22 protein-coding genes are annotated in these 25403 nt (G+C 70.8%); 9 read left to right on the forward strand and 13 right to left on the reverse strand.

From position 1 onward, the window contains the following. Positions 1 to 53 precede the first annotated feature (53 nt). Positions 54 to 692: a GNAT family N-acetyltransferase gene (locus OG787_RS13540; RefSeq protein WP_369032472.1), complete on the forward strand. Its 639-nt coding sequence runs from the start codon at positions 54 to 56 to the stop codon at positions 690 to 692. Positions 693 to 808: 116 nt separating this feature from the next. Here the strand turns inward: OG787_RS13540 and OG787_RS13545 are convergent, their stop codons facing one another. The 7 genes from OG787_RS13545 to OG787_RS13575 all read right to left on the reverse strand — a co-directional run bounded on the left by OG787_RS13545 (position 809) and on the right by OG787_RS13575 (position 7841). Continuing rightward, complete coding sequence (locus OG787_RS13545; protein WP_369032473.1) at positions 809 to 1390, reverse strand: ADP-ribosyltransferase; 582 nt, start codon at positions 1388 to 1390, stop codon at positions 809 to 811. 98 nt (positions 1391 to 1488) lie between these two features. Then, positions 1489 to 2685 (reverse strand): YncE family protein, encoded by a 1197-nt coding sequence (locus OG787_RS13550; RefSeq protein WP_369032474.1) that lies wholly within the window; start codon positions 2683 to 2685, stop codon positions 1489 to 1491. Continuing rightward, entirely contained in the window at positions 2685 to 3455 is a 771-nt protein-coding gene (locus OG787_RS13555; protein WP_369032475.1) for a polysaccharide deacetylase family protein, read from the reverse strand. Before OG787_RS13555 ends, OG787_RS13550 begins: the two co-directional genes overlap by 1 nt. A 77-nt stretch (positions 3456 to 3532) precedes the next feature. Beyond that, the gene (locus OG787_RS13560) at positions 3533 to 4036 is read right to left on the reverse strand and encodes an ATP-binding protein (RefSeq protein ID WP_235474706.1); all 504 of its coding nucleotides are present in this window, start codon (positions 4034 to 4036) and stop codon (positions 3533 to 3535) included. Positions 4037 to 4338: 302 nt separating this feature from the next. Beyond that, a complete protein-coding gene (locus OG787_RS13565; RefSeq protein ID WP_369032476.1) occupies positions 4339 to 5106 on the reverse strand; it encodes an enoyl-CoA hydratase/isomerase family protein in 768 nt (255 codons plus the stop codon). Between the two features lie 89 nt (positions 5107 to 5195). Beyond that, entirely contained in the window at positions 5196 to 6410 is a 1215-nt protein-coding gene (locus OG787_RS13570; RefSeq protein ID WP_405535343.1) for an Ig-like domain-containing protein, read from the reverse strand. Between the two features lie 189 nt (positions 6411 to 6599). Continuing rightward, positions 6600 to 7841, reverse strand: a complete 1242-nt coding sequence (locus OG787_RS13575) for an Ig-like domain-containing protein (RefSeq protein WP_405535344.1) — start codon at positions 7839 to 7841, stop codon at positions 6600 to 6602. 162 nt (positions 7842 to 8003) lie between these two features. On the opposite strand from OG787_RS13575, the gene glgX reads away from it, so the two are divergent. After that, positions 8004 to 10298 carry a glycogen debranching protein GlgX gene (gene glgX, locus OG787_RS13580; protein WP_405535345.1) on the forward strand — a complete coding sequence of 765 codons (2295 nt, stop codon included), beginning with the start codon at positions 8004 to 8006 and terminating at the stop codon, positions 10296 to 10298. Between the two features lie 145 nt (positions 10299 to 10443). On the opposite strand, the gene OG787_RS13585 is transcribed toward glgX, so the two are convergent. Both OG787_RS13585 and OG787_RS13590 read right to left on the reverse strand, forming a co-directional pair. Next, positions 10444 to 11301, reverse strand: a complete 858-nt coding sequence (locus OG787_RS13585; protein WP_405535346.1) for an alpha/beta fold hydrolase — start codon at positions 11299 to 11301, stop codon at positions 10444 to 10446. Positions 11302 to 11311: 10 nt separating this feature from the next. Next, positions 11312 to 11932, reverse strand: coding sequence for a GNAT family N-acetyltransferase (locus OG787_RS13590; protein WP_369032481.1), 621 nt, complete (start codon positions 11930 to 11932; stop codon positions 11312 to 11314). 159 nt (positions 11933 to 12091) lie between these two features. Between OG787_RS13590 and OG787_RS13595 the strand changes: the two genes are divergently transcribed. Then, complete coding sequence (locus OG787_RS13595; protein ID WP_328285649.1) at positions 12092 to 12187, forward strand: putative leader peptide; 96 nt, start codon at positions 12092 to 12094, stop codon at positions 12185 to 12187. Between the two features lie 82 nt (positions 12188 to 12269). Continuing rightward, on the forward strand, positions 12270 to 13679 hold the full coding sequence (locus OG787_RS13600; RefSeq protein ID WP_405535348.1) for a sulfatase: 1410 nt from the start codon (positions 12270 to 12272) through the stop codon (positions 13677 to 13679). Positions 13680 to 13700: 21 nt separating this feature from the next. On the opposite strand, the gene OG787_RS13605 is transcribed toward OG787_RS13600, so the two are convergent. Genes OG787_RS13605 through OG787_RS13620 form a run of 4 tightly spaced genes read right to left on the reverse strand, consistent with a single transcriptional unit; the run spans position 13701 to position 17275 of the window. Continuing rightward, complete coding sequence (locus OG787_RS13605) at positions 13701 to 14336, reverse strand: response regulator (RefSeq protein ID WP_405535349.1); 636 nt, start codon at positions 14334 to 14336, stop codon at positions 13701 to 13703. Next, positions 14326 to 15582, reverse strand: coding sequence for a sensor histidine kinase (locus OG787_RS13610; RefSeq protein WP_405540481.1), 1257 nt, complete (start codon positions 15580 to 15582; stop codon positions 14326 to 14328). Before OG787_RS13610 ends, OG787_RS13605 begins: the two co-directional genes overlap by 11 nt. 56 nt (positions 15583 to 15638) lie before the next feature. Then, a complete protein-coding gene (locus OG787_RS13615) occupies positions 15639 to 16373 on the reverse strand; it encodes an ABC transporter permease (RefSeq protein WP_405535350.1) in 735 nt (244 codons plus the stop codon). After that, a complete protein-coding gene (locus tag OG787_RS13620; RefSeq protein WP_405535352.1) occupies positions 16370 to 17275 on the reverse strand; it encodes an ATP-binding cassette domain-containing protein in 906 nt (301 codons plus the stop codon). Before OG787_RS13620 ends, OG787_RS13615 begins: the two co-directional genes overlap by 4 nt. Positions 17276 to 17482: 207 nt before the next feature. Between OG787_RS13620 and OG787_RS13625 the strand changes: the two genes are divergently transcribed. From OG787_RS13625 to OG787_RS13645, 5 genes are read left to right on the forward strand one after another with little or no spacing between them, the layout of a single operon-like run. Continuing rightward, a complete protein-coding gene (locus OG787_RS13625; protein ID WP_405535353.1) occupies positions 17483 to 19615 on the forward strand; it encodes an ABC transporter ATP-binding protein in 2133 nt (710 codons plus the stop codon). After that, on the forward strand, positions 19612 to 21546 hold the full coding sequence (locus OG787_RS13630; protein ID WP_405535354.1) for an ABC transporter ATP-binding protein: 1935 nt from the start codon (positions 19612 to 19614) through the stop codon (positions 21544 to 21546). The genes OG787_RS13625 and OG787_RS13630 overlap by 4 nt, the downstream gene beginning before the upstream one ends. A 60-nt stretch (positions 21547 to 21606) precedes the next feature. Beyond that, positions 21607 to 23355 carry an ABC transporter transmembrane domain-containing protein gene (locus OG787_RS13635; RefSeq protein WP_369032489.1) on the forward strand — a complete coding sequence of 583 codons (1749 nt, stop codon included), beginning with the start codon at positions 21607 to 21609 and terminating at the stop codon, positions 23353 to 23355. Next, positions 23352 to 23516, forward strand: coding sequence for a hypothetical protein (locus tag OG787_RS13640; RefSeq protein ID WP_369032490.1), 165 nt, complete (start codon positions 23352 to 23354; stop codon positions 23514 to 23516). The genes OG787_RS13635 and OG787_RS13640 overlap by 4 nt, the downstream gene beginning before the upstream one ends. Further along, positions 23513 to 25261: an ABC transporter ATP-binding protein gene (locus tag OG787_RS13645; protein ID WP_369032491.1), complete on the forward strand. Its 1749-nt coding sequence runs from the start codon at positions 23513 to 23515 to the stop codon at positions 25259 to 25261. The genes OG787_RS13640 and OG787_RS13645 overlap by 4 nt, the downstream gene beginning before the upstream one ends. Positions 25262 to 25403: the final 142 nt, after the last annotated feature.

The following is a 25403-nucleotide window of genomic DNA, read 5'->3' on the forward strand; positions in this document are numbered from 1 at the left end:
CGCGAGTCTGGGCCTTCCAGTGGGTGGAGACTCAAGAGGCCGGGAGGGGCACTGTGGGGGAAACGCTGAGGGACATTCTCGACGGCGTGGCGCGGGGCGTCTTCCCGCCGCCGGACGGCCGTACGACCATCGTTCCCCAGGCCTCCCACCGCGACGCCGGAGTCCTCGCCTTCACCGCGCACGCGGTCGTCTTCACGGACGAGGACCCGGACTGGGTACGCCGGACGCTGGCCGGCGTCGACAGCGACGCGCTCTCCGCGCCGATGAACCCGCGCTTCCTGGCCGCCCTGATGGACCGTACGGGCCGCACGAACGAGACGATCGATCTACTGGCCGTCGCATCTCCGCTGCCGGGTGAGCCGTCGTTGGCGCTGACCGAGATCGACGATCCCGGTCATCATCGGGTCGCCCGGGCGCACAGGCACCGGGACGACGTCCGGGTGTGGGCGGCCGACGGCGGTGTGCTCATCCTGGGGCGTGGGGTCGCGGGGCGGCTGGAGGCCGCGGTGGAGGTGGCGGAGGGGGTACGGCATCGGGGGCTGGGGCGGGTGCTCGCGGGGGCCGCGCGGCAGCTGGGCGGTGGGGAGGTTGTGTGGGCGCAGATGGCTCCGGGGAACGCCCGCAGTGTGCGGGCGTTCCTGGGGGCGGGGTTTGTGCCGGTGGGCGGGGAGGCGTTGCTGCTCGCCCAGTGAGGGCGCCGGGGGGTTGTGCCTTGGCCGCGGGCCGGTGGGGCTTCTCGCGCAGTTCCCCGCGCCCCTGTAGGACGCCCCTTCGGGGCGGTCCTACAAGGCACTCCTCCAGGGCGCTCTCAGTGCCAGGCCTCGTAGTGGGGGTTGCTCTCGCAGGCGCTCATGATTTCGACCTTGGTCGTCTTGTTGACCGGGCAGACGCCGATGATGTACTTCCGGTCGATACCGCCTGGGAAGGCGACCTCGACCTGGTCGGCCCATTTGTGGGTGTCGCCGATGGTCTTGTTGACGTCCACGCCGCCCGGGGCGTCGATGTAATAGTTGTAGCCCGACTTCCACCACGTCTTGTACAGGTCGTGGTCGTACGTCGTGGAGACGTACGGGGAGGGCTGGTTGACCAGGACGTACTTCTCGATGTCGTACTGGCCGTTGATGACGTCCCTGGGCTTGAGGCCCTCCGCGAAGATGACCTCCGGGCCGCGGCCGTCGCTGCGGTAGAGGGTGCCGCAGGTCTTCCGCCAGACCGGCTCGGGCGTGATGCGGTCGACGTCGACACGGCGGTCGACGGCGGCCTTGACCGGGTCGTCGAACTGGGGGCAGGCGGGGGCGGCTTTCGGGACTGTGGCGGCCGAGGTCGCGAAGACCGCGGCCAGGGAGAGGACGACGGCAGCGGTCCGCCGCCGCAGGCGAGTGGTGATCATGGATGCACCCTCTCGGGTCCGCGGCGACGGACCGGGGACCGTCACTCGATCGGCGGCGTGTCAGACGACAGGCCGGAGGTCGGTCAACTCGTCGCGGATCAGCGGAAGATGCCCGTGTGGCCGAGCGAATAGCGGCCGGGCTGGGGGTAGACGGCGAGGCCGTGCGGGCCGCTGCCCACCTTGATGCGGGCCAGCTGCCTGCCGGTCCGGGTGTCGATGGCGTACACCTCGGCGTCGTAACGGCCGGACAGCCAGAGGACCTTGCCGTCGGCGGAGACACCGCCCATGTCGGGGCTGCCACCGTCGGGCAGGTGCCACTTCCTGGTGAGTTTGTTCTGCGTGAAGTCGAAGACGGAGACGCTGCCCTCACCTCGGTTCGACACGTACATCTCGCGGGAGTCGCGGCTGACGTACAGGCCGTGGGTGCCCTTGCCGGTCGGGAGGAGGGTGGGCCTGGTGAACTTGTCGCCGTCCAGGACCCACATGCCGTCGGCCATCATGTCGGCGATGTAGAACCGCTTGCCGTCCGGCGAGATCTTGACGTCCTGCGGCATCGCGCCCTCGTAGGGCAGCTTCTGCTGCGCCACGACCTCCATCTTCTCCGTGTCGACCTTCAGCAGCTCGCCGCTGAACTCGCAGGACACGATGAAGTACCGGCCGTCGAGGGAGAAGTCGGCGTGGTTGACGCCGTAGCAGCTGACGGGCTCGGTCTTGACGGTCTTCATGGTGTGCGGGTCGCGGAAGACCAACTCGCGGTCGAGGGAGGCCATGACGACGGCGTACTTGCCGTTGGGCGTGAAGTAGAGGTTGTACGGGTCGTGCACGTCGACCGGCTTGCCCGCCTTCCCGGTCTTCGGGTCGATGGGTGTGAGGGTGTGGCCGCGGTTGTTGTTGACCCAGAGGGTCTTCAAGTCCCAGGAGGGGACGACGTGTTGGGGCTGGCGTCCGACGTGGATCGTCTCGACGATCTCGTACGTCTTCGGGTCGATGACGGACACGGTGTCGGACTCGGTGTTGGGCACGTACACACGGGACGGGAAGTCCCGTACGACCGGGGAGAGTTTGTTCGGCCGGTCGGCGGCGTAGACGTCACGCGGGTGGAGGACGGGTGGCATCCCGGGCAGCCCCTGGACGACGGGCCCGGCGGGTGCGGCGGGCTTGACGGGCTTGACCGCGGCGAGGGTCCGGTTCGGCTGGTCCCGGGTCTCGGTGCCGCAGGCGGTGAGTCCGGCGAGGACGGTGAGGGCGGCTCCCGCGACAAGCGCGCGGGCGACGGTGGTCTTGGTGGGGGGCATCAGCTCAGCAGCTCCGTGGTGGTCACCGCACGCAGGCCGCGGCGGTCGAGTTCGTGCAGGAGACCGGGCAGCGCGGCGACCGTGTCCGCGTACCCGAAGTGCAGGCTCACGATCGATCCGGCGCGGGCGTCGGCCATGACATTGCGTACGACGGCGGGGGCGCCCGGCGAGGTGAAGTCGAGGGAGTCGACGTCGTAGGAGAGGACGTGCGGGTAGCCGGCCCTACGGGCGAGCCGTTCGACGAGCGGGGAGGCGAGGGCGGCGCGCGAGGGCCTGAACCAGGTGCCGATGGACCCGGTGAGCGTCTTCAGCCGCTCGGCGCACCCCCTGATCTCGGCATCGGCGTCCGCCTCCGGCATGGCGTTGATGTCGAGGTGCCGGAGGGTGTGGTTGCCGAGTTCGTGGCCGCCGTCGAGGACGCGGCGGGCGAGCCCCGGATGGGCGTCGAGCCAGGTCCCGACGGCGAACACGGTGACCCGGGAGCCGTGTTCCTCGGCGGCGGAGAGCAGCGCGTGCGCGGTGGCGGGGTCGCCGTTGCCGTGGAAGGTGAGGGCGACCCGGGGCCGGTCGCGGGGGCCGTGGAGGATCTGGGCGGGGTAGCGGAGGAGGGGTGCGGGAGCGGGGGCGGGGGTGGACGTACGGGATGCGGGGGCGGCGGGAGGAGCGGCGGCACCGCCGGTCGCGCACCCGGTGGTCAGCACCCCCGAGGCAACGATCCCGGCGCCCGCACGCAGCACCGCCCGACGGTCGGTCGTGGTCACCCGCACCATTTAAGGGGGGTTGGGGTGGAAAACGGGCGATTAGCCCGATCGGCGGCTCGCCCACACAACTGCTGAGCCGTTGCCGCCTACCTGTCGGCGACCCGCATCTCGAACCACGTCGTCTTTCCGCGCGGCAGCAGGTCGACCCCCCACCGGTCGGAGAGCTTGTCCACCAGCATCAGCCCCCGCCCGCTGATGTCCATCTCCTGGACCGGCATCAGACACGGCAGCCCTCGTGAGGGGTCCCGGACCTCCACCCGGATCCATCCCCGGCGTCGGCGCATGTGCAGGCCGAAGACTCTCGCGCCGGTGTGGCGTACGGCGTTGCCGACCAGTTCGGAGACGAGCAGGACCGCGTCCTCCGTCATTTTGGGGGTGAGCCCCCAGTGGCGCAGCACGACGATCTGGGCGAGGCGGCGCGCGGTGGCGGCGGACTCGGGGCGGGACGGCAGCCGGATCTCGCGCTCCGTGGGGTTTCCGAACAACTCGAACGCCTTGAGCGCCCGTTCGTCCTCGACCGCAGGCGACCACCGCGCTGCCGTCGCACGGGCGTGTCCCCGCGGCTGTTCCATGCCCTCCAGCCCCGCCATGCCCCCATCATGGCCGCCCGAACCGGTCGCCGGGGCCGTTCCCGAGGAATACGCTCCCCGGAATGAGTCATTCCGATTCGATCCCCTGACATATGCCAGAGGCATTTCGTTGGGGGGTAAAGCCCCTCCCACCTGCGACGGAAGCTCACTTTCGGGCAAGCGACAGGCCCCCTCGACAAGACAGGCTTAAGGTTGGGTTAAGGCTCCCATAAACCGCCCTATCGAGGGACCTGGAATCAGACATCGCGTCAACTGCAAGCACTTTGACCGAACTTGAAGAAGTCGGCGAGGGTCAGCGGTAGTCAGAGGAACTTCGCCTTGCCGGGGCCTTCCGCCACAAAGCTCCGCATGCCGATCTCCCGGTCCTCCGTCGCGAACAGGCCCGCGAACCAGTTCCGCTCGATCGCGAGCCCGGTCTCCAGGTCCGTCTCAAGACCCGCGTCGATCGACTCCTTCGCCGCGCGCAGCGCGATCGCCGGGCCCTGCGCGAGTTTCGCCGCCCAGGCGTGCGCCTCGGTGTAGACATCGGCGGCCGGGACGACCCGGTCCACCAGACCGAGTGACAGCGCCTCGTCGGCCTTGACCATCCGGCCGGTGAAGATCAGGTCCTTGGCCCTGGACGGGCCGATCAGCCGGGACAGCCGCTGCGTACCGCCGGCGCCGGGGATCACGCCCAGCAGGATCTCCGGCTGGCCGAGCTTCGCGTTGTCACCGGCGATGCGGTAGTCGGCGCAGAGCGCCAACTCGCAGCCGCCGCCCAGCGCGTAGCCCGTGACGGCGGCGACGACCGGCTTGGGGATACGGGCGACGGCGCTGAAGGAGTCCTGTAGGTCCCTGGCCCGTGCGACCATCGCCGCGTGGTCCATGGCCTGCATCTCCTTGATGTCCGCACCGGCCGCGAACACCTTCTCCCCGCCGTACACGACGACCGCCCGTACGTCGTCCCGACGGGTGGCCTCCTCCGCGAGTTCCTTGAGACGGTCCTGGGTGGCGACGTCCAGCGCGTTCATGGGCGGACGGTCCAGCCGGAGCGTGCCCACACCTTCGGCGACTTCGAGATGCACAGTCATGCAGGCAGGTTAACCATGACTAACGCGTACGGGCCCGGTGCTGTCAGTCACACCGGGCCCGCAGAACGTCGTGGAGAAAGAAGGAGAGGCTACGCCTTCCACTTCTCCCAGGACATGTTCCAGGCGTTGAGCCCGTTGTCCGGTTCGACGATGCGGTCGTTGGAGTTCTTCACGATCACCACGTCGCCGATCATCGACCGGTTGAAGAACCAGGCCGCCGCGATCTTGCCGTCGTAGCCGCCGCGTACGTCCCGCAGACCGATGCAGCCGTGGCTGGCGTTGTAGTTGCCGAAGGCGCTCGGTGCCCAGTAGTTGCCGTGGATGAAGGTGCCGGAGGTGGTCAGGCGCTGGGCGTGCGGCACGTCCTTGATGTCGTACTCGCCGCCGTAGCCGACCGTCTCACCGTTCATCCGGGTCACTTCGAGGCGCTCGGTGATGACCATCTGGCCGTTCCAGGTCTCGTAGCCGGGTGCGCCGGTGGTGACCGGGATGGTCTTGATGACCTTGCCGTCCCGGCGTACGACCATCGTCTTGGTCTTGACGTCGACCGTCGAGACCTGGCTGCGGCCGATGGTGAAGGAGACCTGCTTGGCCTGCTTGCCGTAGACGCCGGGGCGGCCCTCCACGCCGTCGAGGGCGAGGGAGACCGTGACCTTCGTACCCGGCTTCCAGTACTTCTCCGGGCGGAAGTCGAGGCGGTCGTTGCCGAACCAGTGGCCCTCGACGTCGACGGCCGGCTCGGTCTTGATCGTGATCGCCTTCTCGACGTCCTCGGGGGACGTGATGCCCCGGCTGAAGTTGATCGAGAACGGCATGCCCACGCCGACCTTGGAACCGTCCTCCGGCGTGAACGTACCGATGAACGTGTTCTTCGGGGTGAGGGTGGTGAAGGAGGACTCCTCCGCCGCCGTACGCCCCTCGGCGTCCTTCGCCACGACGTGCACCTTGTACGTGGTCGACGCGGTGAGATGCGTCGAGGGCGCCCACTTGGTGTCATTGGCGGTCAGGGCGCCCGCGACCGGGTTGCCCTTGGCGTCCTCGACCTTGACCTCGGTCAGTTTGCCCTTGGCGGCGCTGACACTGAGGGCGCCCTTGGTGTCCACGGACTTGGCACCGTTCTTGGGCGCGATGGTGACGACCGCCTGCGACTGCCGGGCCTGCGCGGTGGAGGTTTCCTTGCCCTTCGGCTTGGCGTCGTCGGCCCCGGAGCCCGAGTCGCCGCCGCCGCTGCACGCGGTGACGGCGACGAGCAGAACTCCGGCGAGCAGTGCCCCCGTTGCCCCCGATATTGGTCGCGCGTTCAAGCTTTCTCCCCTCCCGTGGCCTGGTCAGGCCCACTTCCCCGGCGCGTCCCGCGCACCCCGGCGCATATTAACCACAAGGTCACACCCCCCGGCGGCCCTGAAAGGTCACTGTTCCGTCCCAACATCATCGGATTGTCGGACCCGACTGTTTACGTCGATTCAGTGACCGTTACGTACCTCGACCGACCGCTACTTCAGCGCACCGCCCGCTTTCCACTCCTTCCAGCCCATGTTCCATCCGCCGAGCCCGTTGTCGGGAGCGACCTTCTTGTCCTTGCTGTGGACGACCTCGACGACGTCACCGATGAGACTCCGGTCGAAGAACCAGCCCGCCGGACTGTCCGAACTGCCGCCCTTCACATCCCGCAGCCCGACGCAGCCGTGGCTGACGTTGGTGTTGCCGAAGGCGTCCGGCGCCCAGTAGTTGCCGTGCAGGAAGGTGCCGGAGCTGGTCAGGCGCATGGCGTGCGGCACGTCGGGGATGTCGTACTCCCCCTTGCCGTCCTTCTTGGTGAAGCCGACCGTGGCGCCGTTCATCCGGGTCAGCTCCAGCATCTCGGTGACCACCATCTTCCCGTTGTACGTGGTGGTCCTGGGCGCCCCCGCCGTGATCGGCACCGTGGCGAGCAGTTCGCCGTCGCGCCGTACCTGCATGGTGTGCGCGGCGGCGTCGACCAGGGAGACCTGGCTGCGGCCGACGGTGAAGGTGAACGTCTTCTGCTGGATCCCGTACACCCCGGGCGCCCCCTCGACGTCCCGCAGCCCCAGCTCGACCGTGACCTTCGTGCCCGGGGCCCAGTACTCCTCGGGGCGGAAGTCGAGGCGGTCGGCGCCGAACCAGTGCGGGCGGATCTCGACGGCGGGTTCGGCGGTGACGCGGACGGCGCGTTCGACGGCGGCGCGGTTCTTCAGCTCCCGGTTGAACTCCAGGGACACGATCATTCCGGTGCCGACGGTGGCACGGTTCTCCGGGGTGACGTATCCGATGAACCGCTCATCGGGCACGTACGTGGTGAAGGTCGTGTGCCGGGCCGAACGGCGTCCGTGGGCATCGAGGGCCACGACGTCGACCGTGTACCTGGCGGCCAGCGCGAGCCGCGCGTCGTCGGGCCGCCAGGACAGCCCGTCGTCGGAGATCCGCCCGGCCACCTCCGACTCCTGCGCGTCCTGGGCCTTCACGACCTTCACCGATTCCAGGCGCCCGCTGGGCACCCGTACGAGAAGGGGGTTGTCGGGGCGCACGGCCCGGCTGCCGTCGTCCGGGGAGACGCGGATCACGTCCTCCCGTCCCCGGGGTTTCCCGAACACCGCGTCCGTCCCGCCCACCCCCTCCGAAGTGCAGCCGGCGGCTCCGGCCAGCAGTCCTGCCCATGTCAGTACGGCGGCCAGCCCGGCCCTCGCGCGCCGAGCGCGCCCAGTTACGTGCCTCACGCAGGACCCAACGACGCGGCCCGCCCTGGGGAAACGTGAGTGCGAGCCATGCTCTGGGCAGAACAGGGGGGAGAACGACGCGACAGGGCGCCTCGGCCGGGACGCCACAGCCCCTGTACCCGCTTCGTTCCACTCGTTCCACGAGCCGCAGGAGGCGGAGAGGTGTCCAGCGCAGCCGAGGAGAAGGCGGTGGCGGATCAGCGCGCCGTCGAGGAGAGGCACCCCGCCGCCGTATTGCCCGACACCGACACCGTGCTGAACGGCGCACCGCGCGCCGCGCTGCCCGCCGTGCCCGTGTGGCCGGGGACCCCGATGCCGTTGGGCGCGCGCTTCCGCACGGGCCCGGACGGGGTGTCGGGCACCAACTTCGCGCTGTGGGCGGGCGGGGCGGAGTCGGTGGAGCTGTGTCTGTTCGGCGAGGTGGAGGAGGGCGCGGGCGAGGTGGAGACCCGCGTGCCCCTCACCGAGCTGACGCACGAGATCTGGCACGGCTTCGTGCCCGGGGTCATGCCGGGCCAGCGGTACGGCTACCGCGTGCACGGCCGCTGGGACCCCTGGACGGGCGCCCGCTGGAACCCGGCGAAGCTGCTCCTGGACCCGTACGCGCGTGCGGTGGACGGCGACTTCGACCTGCCTCCCGAGGTGTACGGGCATGTCCGCGACTGGCCCCAGCAGCAGGTCACGGACACCGTGCGCGACGACCGCGACTCGGCGCCGTACGTCCCGAAGGGCGTCGTCGTCCACGACGACACCACCGACGACGAGTGGGAGGACGACCGCCGCCCGAAGACCCCGTGGGCGGACTCGGTGATCTACGAGGTCCACGTGAAGGGCTTCACGAAACTCCACCCGGGCATCCCGGAGGAACTGCGGGGCACATATGCGGGTCTGGCGCACCCGGCGGCGATAGAGCACCTGGTGCGACTGGGCGTGACGGCGGTGGAACTGCTCCCGGTGCACCAGTTCGCGCACGAGGACCACCTCCTCCGCCGGGGCATGAAGAACTACTGGGGCTACAACTCGATCGGCTACTTCGCCCCGCACGCCGGGTACGCGGCGACGGGTACGGCGGGCCAGCAGGTCGGCGAGTTCAAGCGCATGGTGCGCGCGCTGCACGCGGCGGGCATCGAGGTCATCCTCGACGTGGTCTACAACCACACGGCGGAGGCGGACGAACGCGGCCCGACCCTGTCCCTGCGGGGCATCGACAACAGGGGCTACTACCGCCTACAGAACGACGCACGCCGCTACACGGACTACACGGGCTGCGGAAACACCCTCCACGTGGTCCAGCCGCACGTACTGCGCCTGATCACGGACTCGCTGCGGTACTGGGTGACGGAGATGGGGGTGGACGGCTTCCGCTTCGACCTGGCGGCGGCCCTGGCCCGCTCGATGCACGACGTCGACATGCTGTCCCCGTTCCTGGCGGTGATCGCGCAGGACCCGGTGCTGCGGCGGGTGAAGCTGATCGCGGAACCATGGGACGTCGGCTCGGGCGGCTACCAGGTGGGCGCGTTCCCCCCGCTGTGGACGGAGTGGAACGACCGCTATCGCAACGCGGTACGGGACTTCTGGCGGGGCGCGCTGCCGGACGTGCGGGACCTGGGTTACAGGTTGTCGGGGTCGAGCGACCTCTACGCATGGGGCGGCCGGCGCCCCTACGCCTCGGTCAACTTCGTCACGGCGCACGACGGTTTCACCCTGCGGGACCTGGTGTCGTACGAGCGCAAGCACAACGAGGCCAACGGGGAAGGGAATCGGGACGGCACGGACGACAACCGGGCCTGGAACTGCGGCACGGAGGGAGAGACGGACGACGAGCACGTGGCCGCGCTGCGCCGCCGCCAGCTGCGCAACCTCCTGACAACCCTGCTGCTGTCGACGGGAGTTCCGATGCTGGTGGCGGGCGACGAGCTGGGCCGCACCCAAGGGGGCAACAACAACGCGTACTGCCAGGACAACGAGATCAGCTGGGTGGACTGGAGCCTGCTGGAGGACCCGGGCTGGCGGGCGCTCACCGAACTGACGGCCCGCCTCATCGAGTTGCGCCACCGCCACCCCGTACTGCGCCGCCGGGCGTTCTTCTCCGGCCGGGCCCATTCGGCCGACGGACTGCGGGACCTGGCCTGGTTCACCGCCGGAGGCACGGAGATGACGGAACGCGACTGGTACGCGCCGGCGGCGACCCTGGGCATGTACCTCTCGGGCCGCGACATCCCGGGCCGCGACGCCCGGGGCGCCCCGATCGTCGACGACAGCTTCCTGGCGATCCTGCACGCGGGCGATGCCCCGACCGACTTCACGCTGCCGGGGGCACCCTGGGCGGAACGGTACGAGGTGGTCGTCGACACGTCGAGGGAGGAGCAGGGGGAGGCGCCGGGGGTGGAGTACCGGGCGGGTGAGGCGATCAGGGTGCCGGGGAGGGCTGTGGTGTTGCTGAGGGTGGTGGGGTGAGGGGGTGCGTTTTCGGGTGCGGGCGCGTTGTGGCTGGTCGCGCAGTTCCCCGCGCCCCTGGGTGGATGGTGCTGGCCCCCGTTGACGAGTTCGGGGGTCTGCCGGACCAGCAGCACGAGGCGCGCCCCGGGGGCCGACATCGACGTCAGCTTTGCTCTCGTGGCCGGCGTCGGGCGGTGTGCTGGAGCAGCGCCGGGACGAACACGTCCCACAGTGGCTTCGGCAGGTCGTGTCCGGCGCCCTTCAGGATCAACAGGGTCGCGCCGGGAATCGTGTCGTGCAGGGCGTGGCCGTGTGGGAGGGGGAAGACCGGGTCGTGGTCGCCGTGGACCACCAGGGTCGGTGCTCTGAGGGAGGTGAAGTCGCGGGACGATCCGTCGAAGGACATCACGTAGTGGTTGACGAGGGTGGCCGCGATGTCGCGGGTGCGGGCCACGTCCCGCTCGACCAGCGTGCGTGTGGCCCGCTCGTCGAAGTAGGGCGAGCCGCCCGCGTACGCCTTCGCCGACGCGACGACGTAGTCGACCACCGCGCCGGAATCCGCGGGGTCCGGATCGGCGGGAGTGGCGCCGGCCAGTTCGTCGGAGGGCGGCGGGAGGCCGTCATCGCCCGTGGACGTGGAGACGAACGTCAGTGACTCCACCCGGTCGGGGTGGTCCACCCCGATGAGGAGCCCGATTCCGCCGGACATGGACCGGCAGACGATGTGCGCGCGCTCGATGTCCAGGGCGTCGAGGATGCCGAGCGCGTCCCCGGCCAGGTCGGTGTACGCGTAGCCCGGCCGCCCCGGCGGGTAGCTGGTGGAGCGGCCGGTGTCCCGGTTGTCGTAGCGGATCACGAACCGGCCGCCGCGCGCGATCCGTTCGCACAGTTCGGTCTCCCACCACAGCATCGAGGCGGCCGCACCGTCGATGAGCAGGATCGCCGGGTTCGCGGGGTCTCCGAAGGTCTCGACGCACAGCTCCACATCGTTGACCCCGACGAGCTTCTCGTGATCGGTCATGAACGCCACGCTAGACCCGGAGGGCCAGCCGTCGTTCCAGGCCCGCCCGGCGGTCCGGCCACTCCTCCGCCGTGATCGAGAACATCGCGGAGTCGCGGAGCCTGCCCTCCTCGCCCGGTACCCATGAGGGGGACCAGCTCCGCAGGACGCCCTCGAAGTGCGCGCCCGTCTTCTCGATCGCGGCGCGTGAGCGGGCGTTGCGGGCGTCCGTCTTCAGGTCGACGCGTGCCACGTGCCAGGTCTCGAACGCGTGCCGGAACAGCAGGTACTTGGCCTCGGTGTTCAGCCCGGTGCCCTGCGCCGAGGCCGCGAGCCAGGTGAAGCCGACCTCGATCGCGCACAGCCTGTCGCCGTCCGGCCAGAGCCGCGGTTCCCAGTAGGCGGTGGCTCCCACCGCGCGCCCCGACACCCGGTCCACCTGCGCGTACGGAGCCAGCGACCCTGCGGCGGCCCGGGCGTGCTGGGCGTCGATGAAATCGCCGACCTCGGCCGCCGGAGGCACCCAGGTGAACCCGTACGAGCTGCGGTTCTCCTCCGCCGCGGCGGCCAGGTCCGCCGCATGCCGGTGGTCCAGTGGCTCCAGGCGTACGAGCGAGCCTTCAAGAACCGGTCCGTCCAGCGTGAAACCCATCGATCTCCCATCAAGGTCCGGGTCCGGGTCCGGGCCGACGCCGACCCGGTTCCGCAGCGTTCCAGAGTCGCTGGGTCCTGTCGCCCGAATTCCGTGCCGGTTCCGGTCCGTGGACACCTTCTTGACGCCCCTGTCGTCCCCCTGGCACCGTCCATGACCATGAGGAACTCCGCCGGTCTCCGCCGCGCGCACATCGCGCTCGTGGAACGGCGTCATGTCGACCTGTGCCGGCAGTCCAGCGCCATCTGTCGCTGAGCCCACGGTCCCTTCCTCTCTTCTCCCCTCCCTCCCTTAGGTGTCCCCTTCGTGGGCCCCCTCTGCCCTAAGGAACTCCCGCATGCCCGAAATATCCCGTCGTACGTTCGGTGGTCTCGTCGGTGGCGGAGCCGTCACCGCCGTTGCCGCCGCCGGTACGACTCCTGCCGCTGCCGCTGAGCGTCCGTTCCGGGCCCGTACGGCCGGACAGCACGGCAGACGCCGTCCCAACCTCCTCGTCATCCTCGGCGACGACCTCGGCTGGGCCGACCTCTCCTCCTACGGCGCCCCGCACATCAAGACGCCCCACCTGGACCGGCTCGCCCGGCAGGGGGTCAGGTTCACCGACTCCTACTCCGGGTCCGCGACCTGCTCGCCGACCCGGTTCAGCCTGTACACGGGGAGGTATCCGGGGCGTACTCCGGGCGGGCTCGCCGAGCCGATCGCCAACAGGACGCAGGGGCTCGATCCCGAACACCCCACGCTCGCCTCCCTGTTGAAGAAGGCCGGCTACTCCACCGCGCTCATCGGCAAGTGGCACTGCGGCTGGCTGCCCGACTACAGCCCCACCAAGTCCGGGTGGGACGAGTTCTTCGGCAATCACGGGGGTGTGCTGGAGTACTTCTCCAAGCTCGGCCAGCTCGGCGACCACGACCTGTACGAGGGCGACGCCGAGTATCAGGACCTGCGGTACTACACGGAGGTGCTGACCGAGCGGGCCGTCGAGTACGTCGGGCGGGACCACGGGAACAAGCCCTGGCTGCTCAACCTCAACTTCACCACTCCGCACTGGCCGTGGCTCGCCGAGGGCGACGAGGAGACCGGTGCCGAGATCGCCGCCAAGATCCGGGCCGCCAAGAGCCAGGCCGAGGTCAGCAAGGCCCTGAACCACTACGACGGCGGCTCCGTCGAGAAGTACACGGAGATGGTGCAGAGCCTGGACGCGGCCGTCGGTGAGGTGCTCGCCGCCCTGCGCCGGTCGGGCCAGGAGGAGAACACGCTGGTGTACTTCGCCAGCGACAACGGCGGCGAGCGCTGGTCGTACCTGTGGCCGCTGAGCGGTGAGAAGTTCGTGCTCCAGGAGGGCGGTATCCGGGTGCCGACCATCGTGCGCTGGCCCGCCGGGATCGACGGGCGCCAGGTCAGCCACGTACCCGTCTTCTCCCCCGACTGGACGGCGACCTTCCTGGAGCTGGGCGGTGCCCGGCCCGACCCCGCCTATCCGCTGGACGGTCACAGCCTCGCCGGGTATCTGCTGCGGGACGAGGAACTGCCCGAGCGGGATCTGTTCTGGCGGGTGCGGGCCAACCGGGCACTGCGGCGGGGGGACTGGAAGTACTACCAGGACGCCGCGAAGACCGATCATCTGTACAACCTGGCCGCCGACCAGCGCGAGCAGGCCGATCTCGCCCCGGACCGGCCCGAGTTGCTCGCCGAGCTGAAGGGTGCGTGGGAGGCGATCGCGAACGGGCTTCTGCCGTACCCGAGTTAGGCCCTGTCCGACCCGGTGGGCTCAGCCGAGAATCCCTCGCTGGTACGCCGTCGCCACCGCCGCCGCGCGGTCCTTCACGCCCAACTTGCCGTACAGGTGGGTGAGATGGGTCTTCACCGTGGCCTCGCTGATGAACAGGACGCGGGCGATCTCCCGGTTCGACGTGCCCTGGGCGACCAGGGCCAGGACCTCGCGTTCGCGGGCGGAGAGGGGCTCGTTGCCCGGGGTGCGGACGGCCGAGACCAGGCGGGAGGCGACCGCCGGAGAGAGGACCGTGCGGCCCTGGGCGGCGGCCCGTACCGCCGTGAAGAGTTCGTCCCTCGGGGCGTCCTTGAGGAGGTAGCCGGTGGCGCCCGCCTCGATCGCGGGGAGGGTGTCGGAGTCCGTGTCGTACGTCGTCAGGACGAGGATCTTCGCCCGGGCGCCGGTCCGCGTCAGCTCCGCGATGGCCGCCACGCCTCCCCCGCCCGGCATGCGCAGGTCCATCAGGATCACGTCCGGGTCGAGGGCGGTGGCCAGGCGTACCGCCTCCACGCCGTCCGACGCCTCGGCCAGCACCGTGAAGTCCGGCGCCGACTCGAACATGCCGCGCAGACCGTCCCGTACCACCGGGTGGTCGTCGACGATCAGGAGGGTGATGGGCAGGTCAGCTGTCATGGGGGACCAACGGTACGCGTGCCGAGACCGCCGTGCCGTGGCCGCGCTCCGACTCCAGGGTGAGTGAGCCCGCGATGCGTTCGGCGCGGGCGCGCATGCCGTCGAGGCCGAAGCCGCCGGTGCCGGTGCGTTCGCGGACGGCGAGCGGGTCGAAGCCCTGGCCGTCGTCGCGGATGTCGAGGATGACCTCGTCGCCGAGGTAGGTGAGGGTGACGCCGACCCGGGTCGCGCGGGCGTGCCGGGAGGCGTTCGACAGGGCTTCCTGGGCGATGCGCAGGAGCGTTGCCGCGAGTTCCGCGTGGAGTTGCTCCGACGCTCCGGTGACCGTGAACTCGGCGCGTACGCCCGTCCGTTCGGACCACTCCACGACCGTCTTCTTCAGGGCTTCCGGCAGCCCGTCGTTCTCCAGGGCGACCGGGGCGAGGTTCTGTACGGAGCGGCGGGCCTCGCCGAGGCTGTGGCGGGCCAGCTTCATGGCGCGGTCGATGTGCTCGCGTGCCAGGGTCCGGTCGGGGGTGTTCGTCACCACCTGGAGCTGGGCGATGATCCCGGTCAGGCCCTGGGCGATGGTGTCGTGGATCTCGGCGGCCAGTCGGCGCCGTTCGTCGGCGACACCCGCCTCCCTTGCCTGGAGCAGGAGTTGGGCGTGCAGGGCCGCGTTCTCGTCGAGGGCCTGCTGCAACGCCGTGTTGGTGCGCTCCAGTTCGGCGATGGTGACGGCCCGGTCGCGGGAGCGCTGCTCCTGCTGCTGGGCGACATGGCCGGCCAGTCCCAGCATGGCGGTGTTCGTCAGCAGCATCACGCCGAACAGCGGCCACTGGACGACGCTGTGGAAGGGCAGCCCGCCGGCCTGTGTGCCCGCCACCACGAGGGCGGTGGCGAAGAGGCCGAACCGCTGCCGCCACGGTCCGACGATCGTCTCGTCGCTGTCGAAGTAGCCGGTGGCCGCGAAGAACCCGAAGAACGGGTTGATCCAGGTGAGGGCGAAGGAGATCGCCCAGCGCAGGGCGTAGTAGACGGTCCCGCGCCAGGACGCGGTACGGGGGCCGCGGCGGGGCCCGTGCCACAGCTGGAGCAGCACCGCGGCGAGCACCAGGGCCCCGGCCGCGTACCACTCGGCGCGGCTCCCCACCAGCCCGCCAGCGACGACCGTGAGCAGGCAGGAGACGGCGAGCAGCCCGTAGACACCCCAGGTATGGACCTGGTCCTGACGGTGCTCGATCTGGTCCTGGTCCACCGCCGTCATGTCTCCGGTCGGCGCGGTCATCTCCCCAGTCTGCACGGGCCCTCGCCCACCCCCGCCTACTCCCACCGGAACCAGCGCGCGGCGCCCGCCGTCAGCAGCACCGTCCAGGCGGCCGTCACGCCCAGGTGGTCCCAGCCGGGCCAGTCCCCCGCCGCTGCCTGGTTCAGCGCCTGCGCCGCCGCGCCGAACGGTGTGTACCCGACGATCCTGGCCAGCACGTCCGGCATGGTCTGCACCGGCGCCCACACGCCCGCGCAGAACATCGCCGGGAAGAACACGGCCGAGCCGATCGCCGCCGCGATCTTCGTCGAGCGGGAGAGGGCGGAGACGAGGGCGCCCAGGGCGAGGGCGGCCAGCACGGCCAGGACCAGGGCGAGGACGTAACCGAAGGGCTGCTCGGGCAGTCGTACGTCGAAGGCCAGGCGGCCCACGACGAGGGCGGTGAGCGCCGACGCCAGGGCGGCACCGCCGTAGACCGTCATCTGCGCGGAGAGCAGGGTGGCGGGACGGACCGGGGTGGTCGACATGCGGCGCAGGATGCCCTGCTCGCGGTAGCCGGTGAGGGTCTGCGGCATCGACTGGAGGCCGCCCACGATCAGGCCGAGCAGCACGGCCACCGGAACGTATGCGTCGACCGGGCGCAGGCCGCCGAAGGCCGGGTCGGGGTCGCGGAAGGACGGGATGGAGCCGAGGATCACCAGCAGCAGGGTCGGGAACAGCAGGATCCAGAACAGCGCGCCCGGCTCGCGCCGGAAGAGCCGGACCTCGGTCCTCAGTACGGCCGTGCTCATGCGGCTTCCTCCTTCGTGAGGTCGAGGAACGCGTCGTCCAACGTGGCTTCGGTGACACGGAGTTGGTGGGCCGTGACATGGCTGCGGGCGAGGAGGGTGATGACGGCGTTGACGGTCTCGTCGGTGCCGGAGAGGGTGACCCGGCCGTCCTTGTACTCGACCGAGGCGAGCGCCGGAAGGGCGGTCAGGGCGTCCTCGGGCAGGGGCCCGGACGGGGTGAAGCTGATCACCGTGGCGCCCGCCGAGCGGCGGATCAGGCCGGCCGGGGTGTCCAGGGCGGCGATCCGCCCCTTGTCGATCACGGCGATCCGGTCGCAGAGCCGCTGCGCCTCCTCCATGAAGTGCGTGACCAGGAGGACGGTCACCCCGCTCGCCCGTACGTCCTCGATGAGCTGCCAGGTGTCCCGGCGGGCGCGGGGGTCGAGGCCCGTGGTCAGTTCGTCGAGGACGACGACCCGGGGGTTGCCGATGAGCGCGAGCGCGATGAAGAGGCGCTGTTTCTGGCCACCGGAGAGCTTGCCGAACCTGGCGGTGAGCCGGTCGGTCAGGCCCAGCCGTTCGGCCAGCGGGCGCCAGTCGGCGGGACGGGGGTAGAAGGCCGCGTACAGCTCCAGGGCCTCGCGGACGGTCAGCTTGGCCTGGAGCTCGCTCTGCTGGAGCTGGGCGCCGAGGACCCTGCTGGTGGCCTCGTGGTCGGTGACCGGGTCGAGGCCGGTGACCCGGACCCGGCCCGCGTCGGGCACCCGCAGTCCCTCGACGCACTCGACGGTGGTGGTCTTGCCGGCGCCGTTCGGGCCGAGGATCCCGAAGATCTCGCCCTCCTCGACGGCGAAGGAGACACCGTCCACGACCGGCCGGCCACCGTAGGACTTGCGCAGTTCGTTCACTTCGATGACGGACATGGCATCAGGGTCGCGGCACTGGCAGGGGCGGCACATCGGCCGAAGCGCTCGGACCGGCATCGGCCGATCGGTTGATGCACCCGTACGACCAGCCGTACGACCGACCGTACGACCTCTCGAACACGCAGGTCGTAGGACCAGCGCCCGACCCGATCCGGGTCAAAACTCGGTAGGCACTGTCAGTGGTGGTCCGTAGGCTCGCCCTTGATGCCCACGACACGTGCAAACACCAAGGAACCCGAAACCGCGAACAACCGTGGCCGTTCCGCCGTACGTACGCTGCTGCGCCTGTGGCCGTATGTACGGCCGGTGCGTGTACGGCTGTTCAGCGCCGCGTTCGTCGCCGTCCTCGCGTCGTGCATGGGGCTGGTGATCCCGCTCGTCCTGAAGTGGATGGTGGACGGGCCGATCGCCGACCACGACTCGCGCGGGGTGTGGCTGGGGGCGCTGTGGCTGCTGCTGCTCGGGCTCGGCGAGGCGCTGCTGTTCGGGCTGCGGCGGTGGCTGGTGGCCCGGCCGCTGGCCGGGGTCGAGGCGGCGATGCGGGCGGATCTGTACCAGCGGCTCCAACGGCTGCCGGTCGCCTTCCACGACCGCTGGCCGTCCGGACAGCTGCTCTCCCGGGCGACCTCGGACCTGATGCTGCTGCGGATGTTCCTCGCCTTCCCGCTGACGTTCCTGCTGGTCAACGCGGTGACGATCCTGGTCGGCGTGATCATCATGCTGGTCCAGGACTGGTCACTCGGCCTGGTGATCCTGGGGCCCGCCATCCCCGTACTGATCGTGTGCATCGTCTTCGAACGGCGCTACCACCTGGTGGCCCGGCGTGCCCAGGACCAGGTGGGCGACCTGACGACGGTCGTCGAGGAGAGCGTGCTCGGCATCCGGATCATCAAGGGGTTCGGCCGACACCGCAGCCAGGCACGGGCCTTCCGCGAACTGGCACGGACCCTGCGCGGCACCGAACTGCACAAGGCCCGCCTGCTGTCGTCGATCTGGGCGGTGATCGTCACGCTGCCGGAACTGGCGATCGGCGCGGCGCTCGTCCTCGGCACCTTGCAGGTGGCCGACGGAGACCTGTCCGCCGGCACCCTGGTCGCCTTCCTCTCCACGGCCCTCGCCCTGCGCTGGCCCGTGGACTCCATCGGCTTCCTCCTGGCAATGAGCCAGGACGCGGCAACGGCCACGGAACGCTACTTCGAGGTGATGGACGAGGAACCGGAGGGCGCGGGAGAGGCAGCGGAAGCGGGCAGCAAGGTGGTTCCCGGCACCGGTGCCCCCGCGCCGGCCTCGGGCGGGGCCGGTGCAGCCGGTGCGCATGGTGGAGCGGACGCGCATGGTGCGGCCGGTATGCCTGATGCGGCGAGCGCCTCCGCCGCGACCGACGGGCACGCGACTCCCAACGGTCACTACGGCGCCCCCGAAGGGGCGCGGGGAACTGCGCGACCAGCCCCCACCGGGCCCGCGGCCGACAACCCACGAACCGGCGAAGCCATGCCGCCGCACCCGGGCGCGGCCGACGTCGGCCGCGGCCTGCACTTCCACAACGTCACCTTCCGATACCCCGACGCCCCCGTCGACTCCCCTCCCGTCCTCGACCGCGTCGACCTCCACATCCGTCCAGGCGAGTCCATGGCCCTCGTCGGCACGACCGGCAGCGGCAAGACCACGCTGACCGCCCTCGTCCCCCGGCTGCACGAGGTGACCTCGGGGCGTATCACCCTCGACGGGCACGACATCTCCGCCCTGCCCAGAGAGGAACTGCGCGCCCTGGTCGCCGTCGCCTTCGAGGAACCCACCCTCTTCTCGGCGAGCGTCGGGGACAACGTCCTCATGGGCGCCGGGGACGAGGCGGGCGAGGCCGAGCTGCGGCACGCTCTCTCCGTCGCCCAGGCCGATTTCGTGCACTCGCTTCCACACGGCATCGACACCCAGGTCGGCGAGCAGGGCCTCAGCCTCTCCGGCGGCCAGCGACAGCGGCTCGCACTGGCCCGCGCTGTCGTCGGCAAGCCCAGATTCCTCGTCCTCGACGACCCCCTGTCCGCGCTGGACGTCCACACGGAGGCCGCCGTCGAGGCCGCGCTGCGCCGGGTCCTCGCCGACACCACCGCCCTGATCGTGGCGCACCGCCCGTCCACGGTCCTGCTCGCCGACCGCGTCGCCCTGCTCTCCGGCGGCCGGGTCGCCGCTGTGGGCACCCACCACGAACTCCTGCGGACGAACGCCGAGTACGCCTGGCTGATGGCCGGCGCGGACGAGGAGACCGACCGCAGCCACGGCCACGGCCACGACGACAGCAGCAGCAGCAGCACCGACAGCTTCGAGGAGGCCGCCCGATGACGGCACCCACGACGACCGCGCCGACCCCCGACGACGAACAACCCCCCGAGACCTCCAAGGCCTCCAAGGCTTCCGGGACCTCCAAGGCGCCCGAACCGGGCACCGAGGCGGCCCCCGCCACTCCCCGACCCCCCGCCCCCGGCGACCCCTTCGACCAGGACGACCTCCCCACCCCCAAGGGCGCCACCGCAGGCCTGCTCCGCTCGCTCCTCGCCCCGATGAAGGGCCGGGTCGTCCTCACCGCCGTGCTTCTGCTGCTCCAGCAGGCGGCCGTCCAGGCGGGACCGCTACTCGTCGCGTACGCGATCGACAGTGCCGTACCGGCCTTCCGCGACCACGACAACGGGCCGCTCGTCGCGGTCGGCGTCGGCTATCTCCTCTGCGCGCTGGCCTCCGGCGGGCTCCAGTACTGGTTCATCGGGTCCGCCGCCCGGGTCAGCCAGGACGCGCTGCTCGATCTGCGCGGGCGGATCTTCCGGCACGCGCAGGCCCTCAGCCTCGACTTCCACGAGCGCTACACCTCGGGCCGGCTGATCTCCCGCTCCACGGCGGACGTCGAGTCGCTGCGCGAGCTGCTGAACGACGGGCTCCAGGAACTCGTCACCGTCGCCCTGTCCTTCGCCTACATCTCGGCGACCCTCCTCTGGCTGGACCTCGGACTCGGCGCGCTCGCCGTCGCGTCCTTCGTCCCCCTCGGCCTCCTCATCCGGTCCTACCGCCGCCGGGCCGGCCGCGTGTACGGGCTGCGGTCCACCGCCATCGCCTCCGTCATCGTCAAGTTCGTCGAGACGATGAACGGCATCCGGCCGGTGCGCGCGTTCCGCCGCGAGGCCGTCAACGACACCGAGTTCGCGGTCCTCAACAAGCGGCACGAGCGCAGGAACGGCGACGCGCTGCTGGAGATGGCCCGTTACGTCGTCAGCTCCCGGGTCGTCGCCAACACCGCTGTCGCGGCGATGGTGTTGTGGGGCGCCCACCGCGTCGCGGACGACTCCCTCGAACTGGGTGTCCTGGCCGCCGCCGTGCTGTATCTGCGCCGGCTGTACGACCCCATCGACCGGCTCGGCATGTTCCTCAACTCGTACCAGTCGGCCACCGCCTCCCTGGAGAAGATCTCCGGGCTGCTCGCCCAGACACCCTCCGTCCCGGAGCCGACGGCTCCGCGCCGGCTTCCGGTACGGGAGTCCGAGCACCCGGGTCGCGAGGTCGTCTTCGACGAGGTCCGGTTCGCGTACCGCACCGGCGGCGAGGTGCTGCCCCGCTTCGACCTCACCCTCCCGGCCGGGCAGACCGTCGCGGTCGTCGGCTCGACCGGCGCGGGCAAGTCCACCCTGGCCAAGCTGCTCGCCCGCTTCTACGACCCCACCGAGGGGCGGATCCTCCTCGACGACGTCGAGCTGCGCGACCTCGCCAACCCGGAGCTGCGGCGCGGGGTCGTGATGGTGACGCAGGAGGCCTTCCTGTTCTCCGGGAGCGTCGCCGACAACATCGCCATAGGCCGCCCGGACGCCGAGCGCGAGGAGATCGAGCGGGCGGCGAAGGCGATCGGCGCGCACGATTTCATCAGCGCCCTGCCGGAGGGCTACGACACGGACGTACGGAAACGAGGCGGCCGTATCTCCGCCGGGCAGCGCCAACTGGTCGCGTTCGCACGGGCGTTGCTCGCCGACCCGGCGGTGCTGATCCTCGACGAGGCGACCAGCTCCCTGGACATCCCGGGTGAACGGGCCGTGCAGCGCGCGATGTCGACGGTGCTGAACGGTCGTACGGCCGTGGTCATCGCACACCGGCTGTCGACCGTGGAGATCGCCGACCGGGTGCTGGTGATGGAGCACGGGCGGGTCGTCGAGGACGGGCACCCGGCCGAACTCATCGCCGGTACGGGCCGGTTCGCGGATCTGCACCGGGCCTGGCGGGACAGCCTGGCATGAGTTCGTGAGCCACGAGTACAGGACACCAGGCACAGGACGCGACCGGGGGACGAGAGAGCAATGATCGACGCGTACGAGGATCCCGGCACGCCCGACTCCCGGGGCCCCGCCCGCTATCTGCTGTGGCTGGTGCGGCAGCAGTGGCGGCGGTGTGCGGTCGGGGCGCTGCTGGGCAGCACCTGGACGACGCTGATGGCGTTGACGCCGTATCTGCTGTCCCGGGCCGTCGACGACGGTCTCGAACCGGGCGACCAAGCCGTGCTGACGGGCTGGGCGGGCGCGATCCTCGCCGTCGGGACGTTCAGTGCGTGGCTGAGCATCATGCGGCACCGGACGATGACCCGGATCCGGATGGACGCCAACTTCCGTACGGTCAAGGTCGTGATCGGGCAGGCCGTACGGCTGGGGGCCGCGCTGCCCCGGCAGGTCGGGGCCGGGGAGGTCGTCACGATCGGCGTCGGCGATGTGTCGACGATCGCCCAGTCGTTGACGTTCGTCGGGCCGGGCGTCGGCGCGTTCGTCTCCTACTGCGTGGTCGCCGGACTGCTGCTGTCGGTGTCACCGACGCTGGCCGCCGTGATCCTGCTCGGGGTGCCCGTCGTCGCCCTGCTCATCGGACCGCTGCTCGGCCGGCTCCAGGGAGTGGAGGGGTCGTACCGGGAGCGCCAGGGCATCCTGACCGCCCGGATCGGCGACCTCTCGGGCGGCCTGCGCGTCCTCAACGGGCTCGGCGGCAAAGGGCTGTTCGCCGACGCCTTCCGCCGTGACTCGCGCCGCCTCCAGGAACAGGGGTACCGGGTCGGGGCGGTGAGCAGCTGGATCCAGGCGCTCGGGGTCGGCCTGCCGACCCTGTTCCTGGCCCTGGTGACCTGGCTCGCGGCCCGGCTGGCCGCCCAAGGGGACATCTCCGTGGGCGAGTTGGTGTCGGTGTACGGCTATGTCGCCGTGCTGATCGTGCCGGTGGCGTTCTTCATCGAGTGCGGTTTCCAGATCAGCCGTGCGCTGGTGGCGGCGAGGCGGGTCGTACGGTTCCTGGCGCTGGAGCCGGACAACGACAGCGGCGTCCTGGACGCGCCCGCGTCTTCCGCCCCGCTGCACGACCCGGACTCCGGCGTGACCGTCGTACCGGGGCGGCTGACCGCGCTCGCCGGTGCCCGGCCCGCCGATGCCGTCGCGGTCGTCGACCGGCTCGGCCGGTTCGCGCCGTCGGCGGCGACCTGGGGCGGCGTACGGCTCGACGAGATCGCCCTGTCCCAGGTGCGCGCCCGCATCCTGGTCGCCGACAACGAGGCCGACCTGTTCGCCGGGACCCTGCGCGAACTGGTCTCCGGGCGCCGGAAGTTGAGCGAGGCGGCCATCGCACGGGCGGTGCACGCGGCCGTCGCCGACGACATCGTCCTGGGGCTGCCGGACGGCCTCGACTCGGCGATCGACGCCCAGGGCCGCAACCTCTCGGGCGGACAACGGCAACGCGTACGCCTGGTACGGGCGCTGCTCGCCGACCCCGAGGTACTGCTCGCGGTCGAGCCGACCTCGGCGCTGGACGCCCACACGGAGGCCGCGGTGGCGGACCGCCTGCGCACCGAACGCACGGACCGCACAACGGTCGTCGCCTCCACCTCGCCCCTGCTGCTGGACCGCGCGGACACCGTGTACTACCTGGTCGACGGCAAGTCGGCAGCCGTCGGCACCCACCAACGGCTCCTCGCGGAGGAACCGGGTTACCGGGCCCTGGTGGCCCGCGACGCGGACGAGGCCGACGAAGAGGACCCGCAGAACCTGGAGAACATCGAGGAGTCCGTACGGTGAGCGCCCAACTGCCCGTCGCGGACGCGGCGGAGGTCCAGCTGATCCGCACCGGTGTCCGCGAATCCACCGCCGCCCTGCCGCTCGACCCGCCTGCCGACGACGCCAAAGCCGCGGCCGTCAACGGCGAAAGCCCGGCGAACATCAAGGAGTTCACGCAGTGAGCGCCCAACTGCCCGTCGCCGAAGCCGCCGACGTCCGTCGGGCCGCCGTACGGCTCGTCCGTGCCGACGCCCCCGCGTTCGCCGCGCTCCTGCTGCTGAACTCCCTCGCCGCCGGGGCCGGGCTTGTCGCGCCCTGGCTGGTCGGGCGGATCATCGACGAGGTGCGGGCGGGGGCCGGGGTCTCCGTCGTGGATCGGCTCGGGCTGGTCATCGTCGTCTGTGCGGTGGGGCAGTTGCTGCTGGCTCGCTGGGCCCGGTACGTCGGGTACCGGTTCGGGGAGCGGACGCTCGCCCGGGTGCGGGAGGAGTTCGTCGACCGGGCGCTCGCCCTGCCCGCCTCCGTCGTCGAGCGGGCCGGGACCGGGGATCTGACCGCCCGGGGGACGGCCGACGTCAGCCAGGTAGGCACGACCCTGCGTGATGCCGGGCCGGAGCTGCTCATCGCGTCGGTGCAGTGTCTGTTCATCGGCGGTGCCGTGTTCGCGCTCGATCCGCTGCTCGGGCTGGCGGCGGTGCTCGCGCAGAGCGGTATCTGGTTCGCGCTGCGCTGGTATCTGCGCCGGGCGCGCACCGCCTACCTCGCCGAGGGCTCCGCCAACTCCGAGGTCGCGGAGATCCTCGCGGCGACCGCGTCGGGCGCACGCACGGTCGACGCGTTCGGGCTCGCCGAACAGCGGGTGGCGGTGAGCCGGGAGGCGTTGGACGAATCGCGCCGCAGGCGGCTGCACACGCTGTATCTGCGGTCGATGTTCTTTCCGCCGGTGGAGGTGTCGTACGTCCTTCCCGTGACCGTCGTGCTCGTGCTGGGCGGTGTCCTGCACGGGCAGGGGGCGGTCAGTCTGGGCGCGGTCGTGGCGGCCGCCCTGTATCTGCGGCAACTGGAGGCGCCGCTCGACGAGGTGCTCACCTGGATGGAGCAACTACAGTCCAGCAGTGCCTCGTTCGCTCGGGTCGAGGGGCTCGGGCGGGCGCCGAAGGGCGGATCCGAGGCATCCCCCGTACCCGTCGGCGACCGCATCGACGTGGTCGGTGTGCGGTACGCGTACGACCGTGGGGGCGAGGTGCTGCGCGGGGTCGATCTGACCGTGCGGCCGGGTGAACGGCTCGCGGTGGTCGGGCCCTCGGGTGCGGGCAAGACGACGCTGTGCCGCCTGCTCGCGGGCATCGACGAGCCGCGTTCGGGCACGGTGACCGTGGGCGGCGTACCGATCGCCGCGCTGGGGCCCGAGGAGCTGCGACGGCAGGTCGTGCTCGTCACCCAGGAGCACCATGTCTTCCTCGGCACGGTCCGGGACAATCTCCTGATCGCCGAACCGGCCGCCACGGACGCCGAGTTGTGGGCCGCGCTGGCCGCGGTCGGCGCCGCCGACTGGGTGCGCGAGCTGCCGGCCGGGCTGGACACCGAGCTGGGCCCCGACGGGGAGTCGACCGACGGTTCGCGGGCCCAGCAACTCGCCCTGGCCCGGGTCGTGCTGGCCGACCCGCACACACTGATCCTGGACGAGGCGACGGCGCTGCTCGATCCGACGACCGCGCGTCACACGGAGCGCGCGCTGGCCGCCGTACTCGAAGGGCGCACCGTGATCGCCATCGCGCACCGGCTGCACACCGCGCACGACGCGGACCGGGTGGCCGTGATGGAGGAGGGGCTGCTCACCGAACTCGGCACGCACGAGGGGCTGGTGGCGGCGGACGGGGCGTACGCGGCGCTGTGGCGGTCGTGGCACGGGGAGCAGCAGCCCTAGCCCCCGAAGGCTGGAAGCCCTCGAAGGGTGAATAGTCCGTATAGCGAACATGACCAACCGGGCAACGGACTGTTTCCAGCCAACTTCTTGACGCGGTCCTGACAGCATATGTTCTCGCCTGGCACTCTTCCCACGGCACCTT

Source organism: Streptomyces sp. NBC_00075 (assembly GCF_045041225.1).
Classification (GTDB): domain Bacteria; phylum Actinomycetota; class Actinomycetes; order Streptomycetales; family Streptomycetaceae; genus Streptomyces; species Streptomyces adonidis.

Excerpts from the sequence above, each read along its gene's own strand:
- OG787_RS13545 (WP_369032473.1), bottom strand. The coding sequence starts at position 1,390 with ATGATCACCACTCGCCTGCGGCGGCGGACCGCTGCCGTCGTCCTCTCC.
- OG787_RS13550 (WP_369032474.1), bottom strand. The coding sequence starts at position 2,685 with ATGCCCCCCACCAAGACCACCGTCGCCCGCGCGCTTGTCGCGGGAGCC.
- OG787_RS13555 (WP_369032475.1), bottom strand. The coding sequence starts at position 3,455 with ATGGTGCGGGTGACCACGACCGACCGTCGGGCGGTGCTGCGTGCGGGC.
- OG787_RS13560 (WP_235474706.1), bottom strand. The coding sequence starts at position 4,036 with ATGGCGGGGCTGGAGGGCATGGAACAGCCGCGGGGACACGCCCGTGCG.
- OG787_RS13565 (WP_369032476.1), bottom strand. The coding sequence starts at position 5,106 with ATGACTGTGCATCTCGAAGTCGCCGAAGGTGTGGGCACGCTCCGGCTG.
- OG787_RS13585 (WP_405535346.1), bottom strand. The coding sequence starts at position 11,301 with ATGACCGATCACGAGAAGCTCGTCGGGGTCAACGATGTGGAGCTGTGC.
- OG787_RS13590 (WP_369032481.1), bottom strand. The coding sequence starts at position 11,932 with ATGGGTTTCACGCTGGACGGACCGGTTCTTGAAGGCTCGCTCGTACGC.
- OG787_RS13595 (WP_328285649.1), top strand. The coding sequence starts at position 12,092 with ATGAGGAACTCCGCCGGTCTCCGCCGCGCGCACATCGCGCTCGTGGAA.
- OG787_RS13600 (WP_405535348.1), top strand. The coding sequence starts at position 12,270 with ATGCCCGAAATATCCCGTCGTACGTTCGGTGGTCTCGTCGGTGGCGGA.
- OG787_RS13605 (WP_405535349.1), bottom strand. The coding sequence starts at position 14,336 with ATGACAGCTGACCTGCCCATCACCCTCCTGATCGTCGACGACCACCCG.
- OG787_RS13610 (WP_405540481.1), bottom strand. The coding sequence starts at position 15,582 with ATGACGGCGGTGGACCAGGACCAGATCGAGCACCGTCAGGACCAGGTC.
- OG787_RS13615 (WP_405535350.1), bottom strand. The coding sequence starts at position 16,373 with ATGAGCACGGCCGTACTGAGGACCGAGGTCCGGCTCTTCCGGCGCGAG.
- OG787_RS13620 (WP_405535352.1), bottom strand. The coding sequence starts at position 17,275 with ATGTCCGTCATCGAAGTGAACGAACTGCGCAAGTCCTACGGTGGCCGG.
- OG787_RS13625 (WP_405535353.1), top strand. The coding sequence starts at position 17,483 with ATGCCCACGACACGTGCAAACACCAAGGAACCCGAAACCGCGAACAAC.
- OG787_RS13630 (WP_405535354.1), top strand. The coding sequence starts at position 19,612 with ATGACGGCACCCACGACGACCGCGCCGACCCCCGACGACGAACAACCC.
- OG787_RS13635 (WP_369032489.1), top strand. The coding sequence starts at position 21,607 with ATGATCGACGCGTACGAGGATCCCGGCACGCCCGACTCCCGGGGCCCC.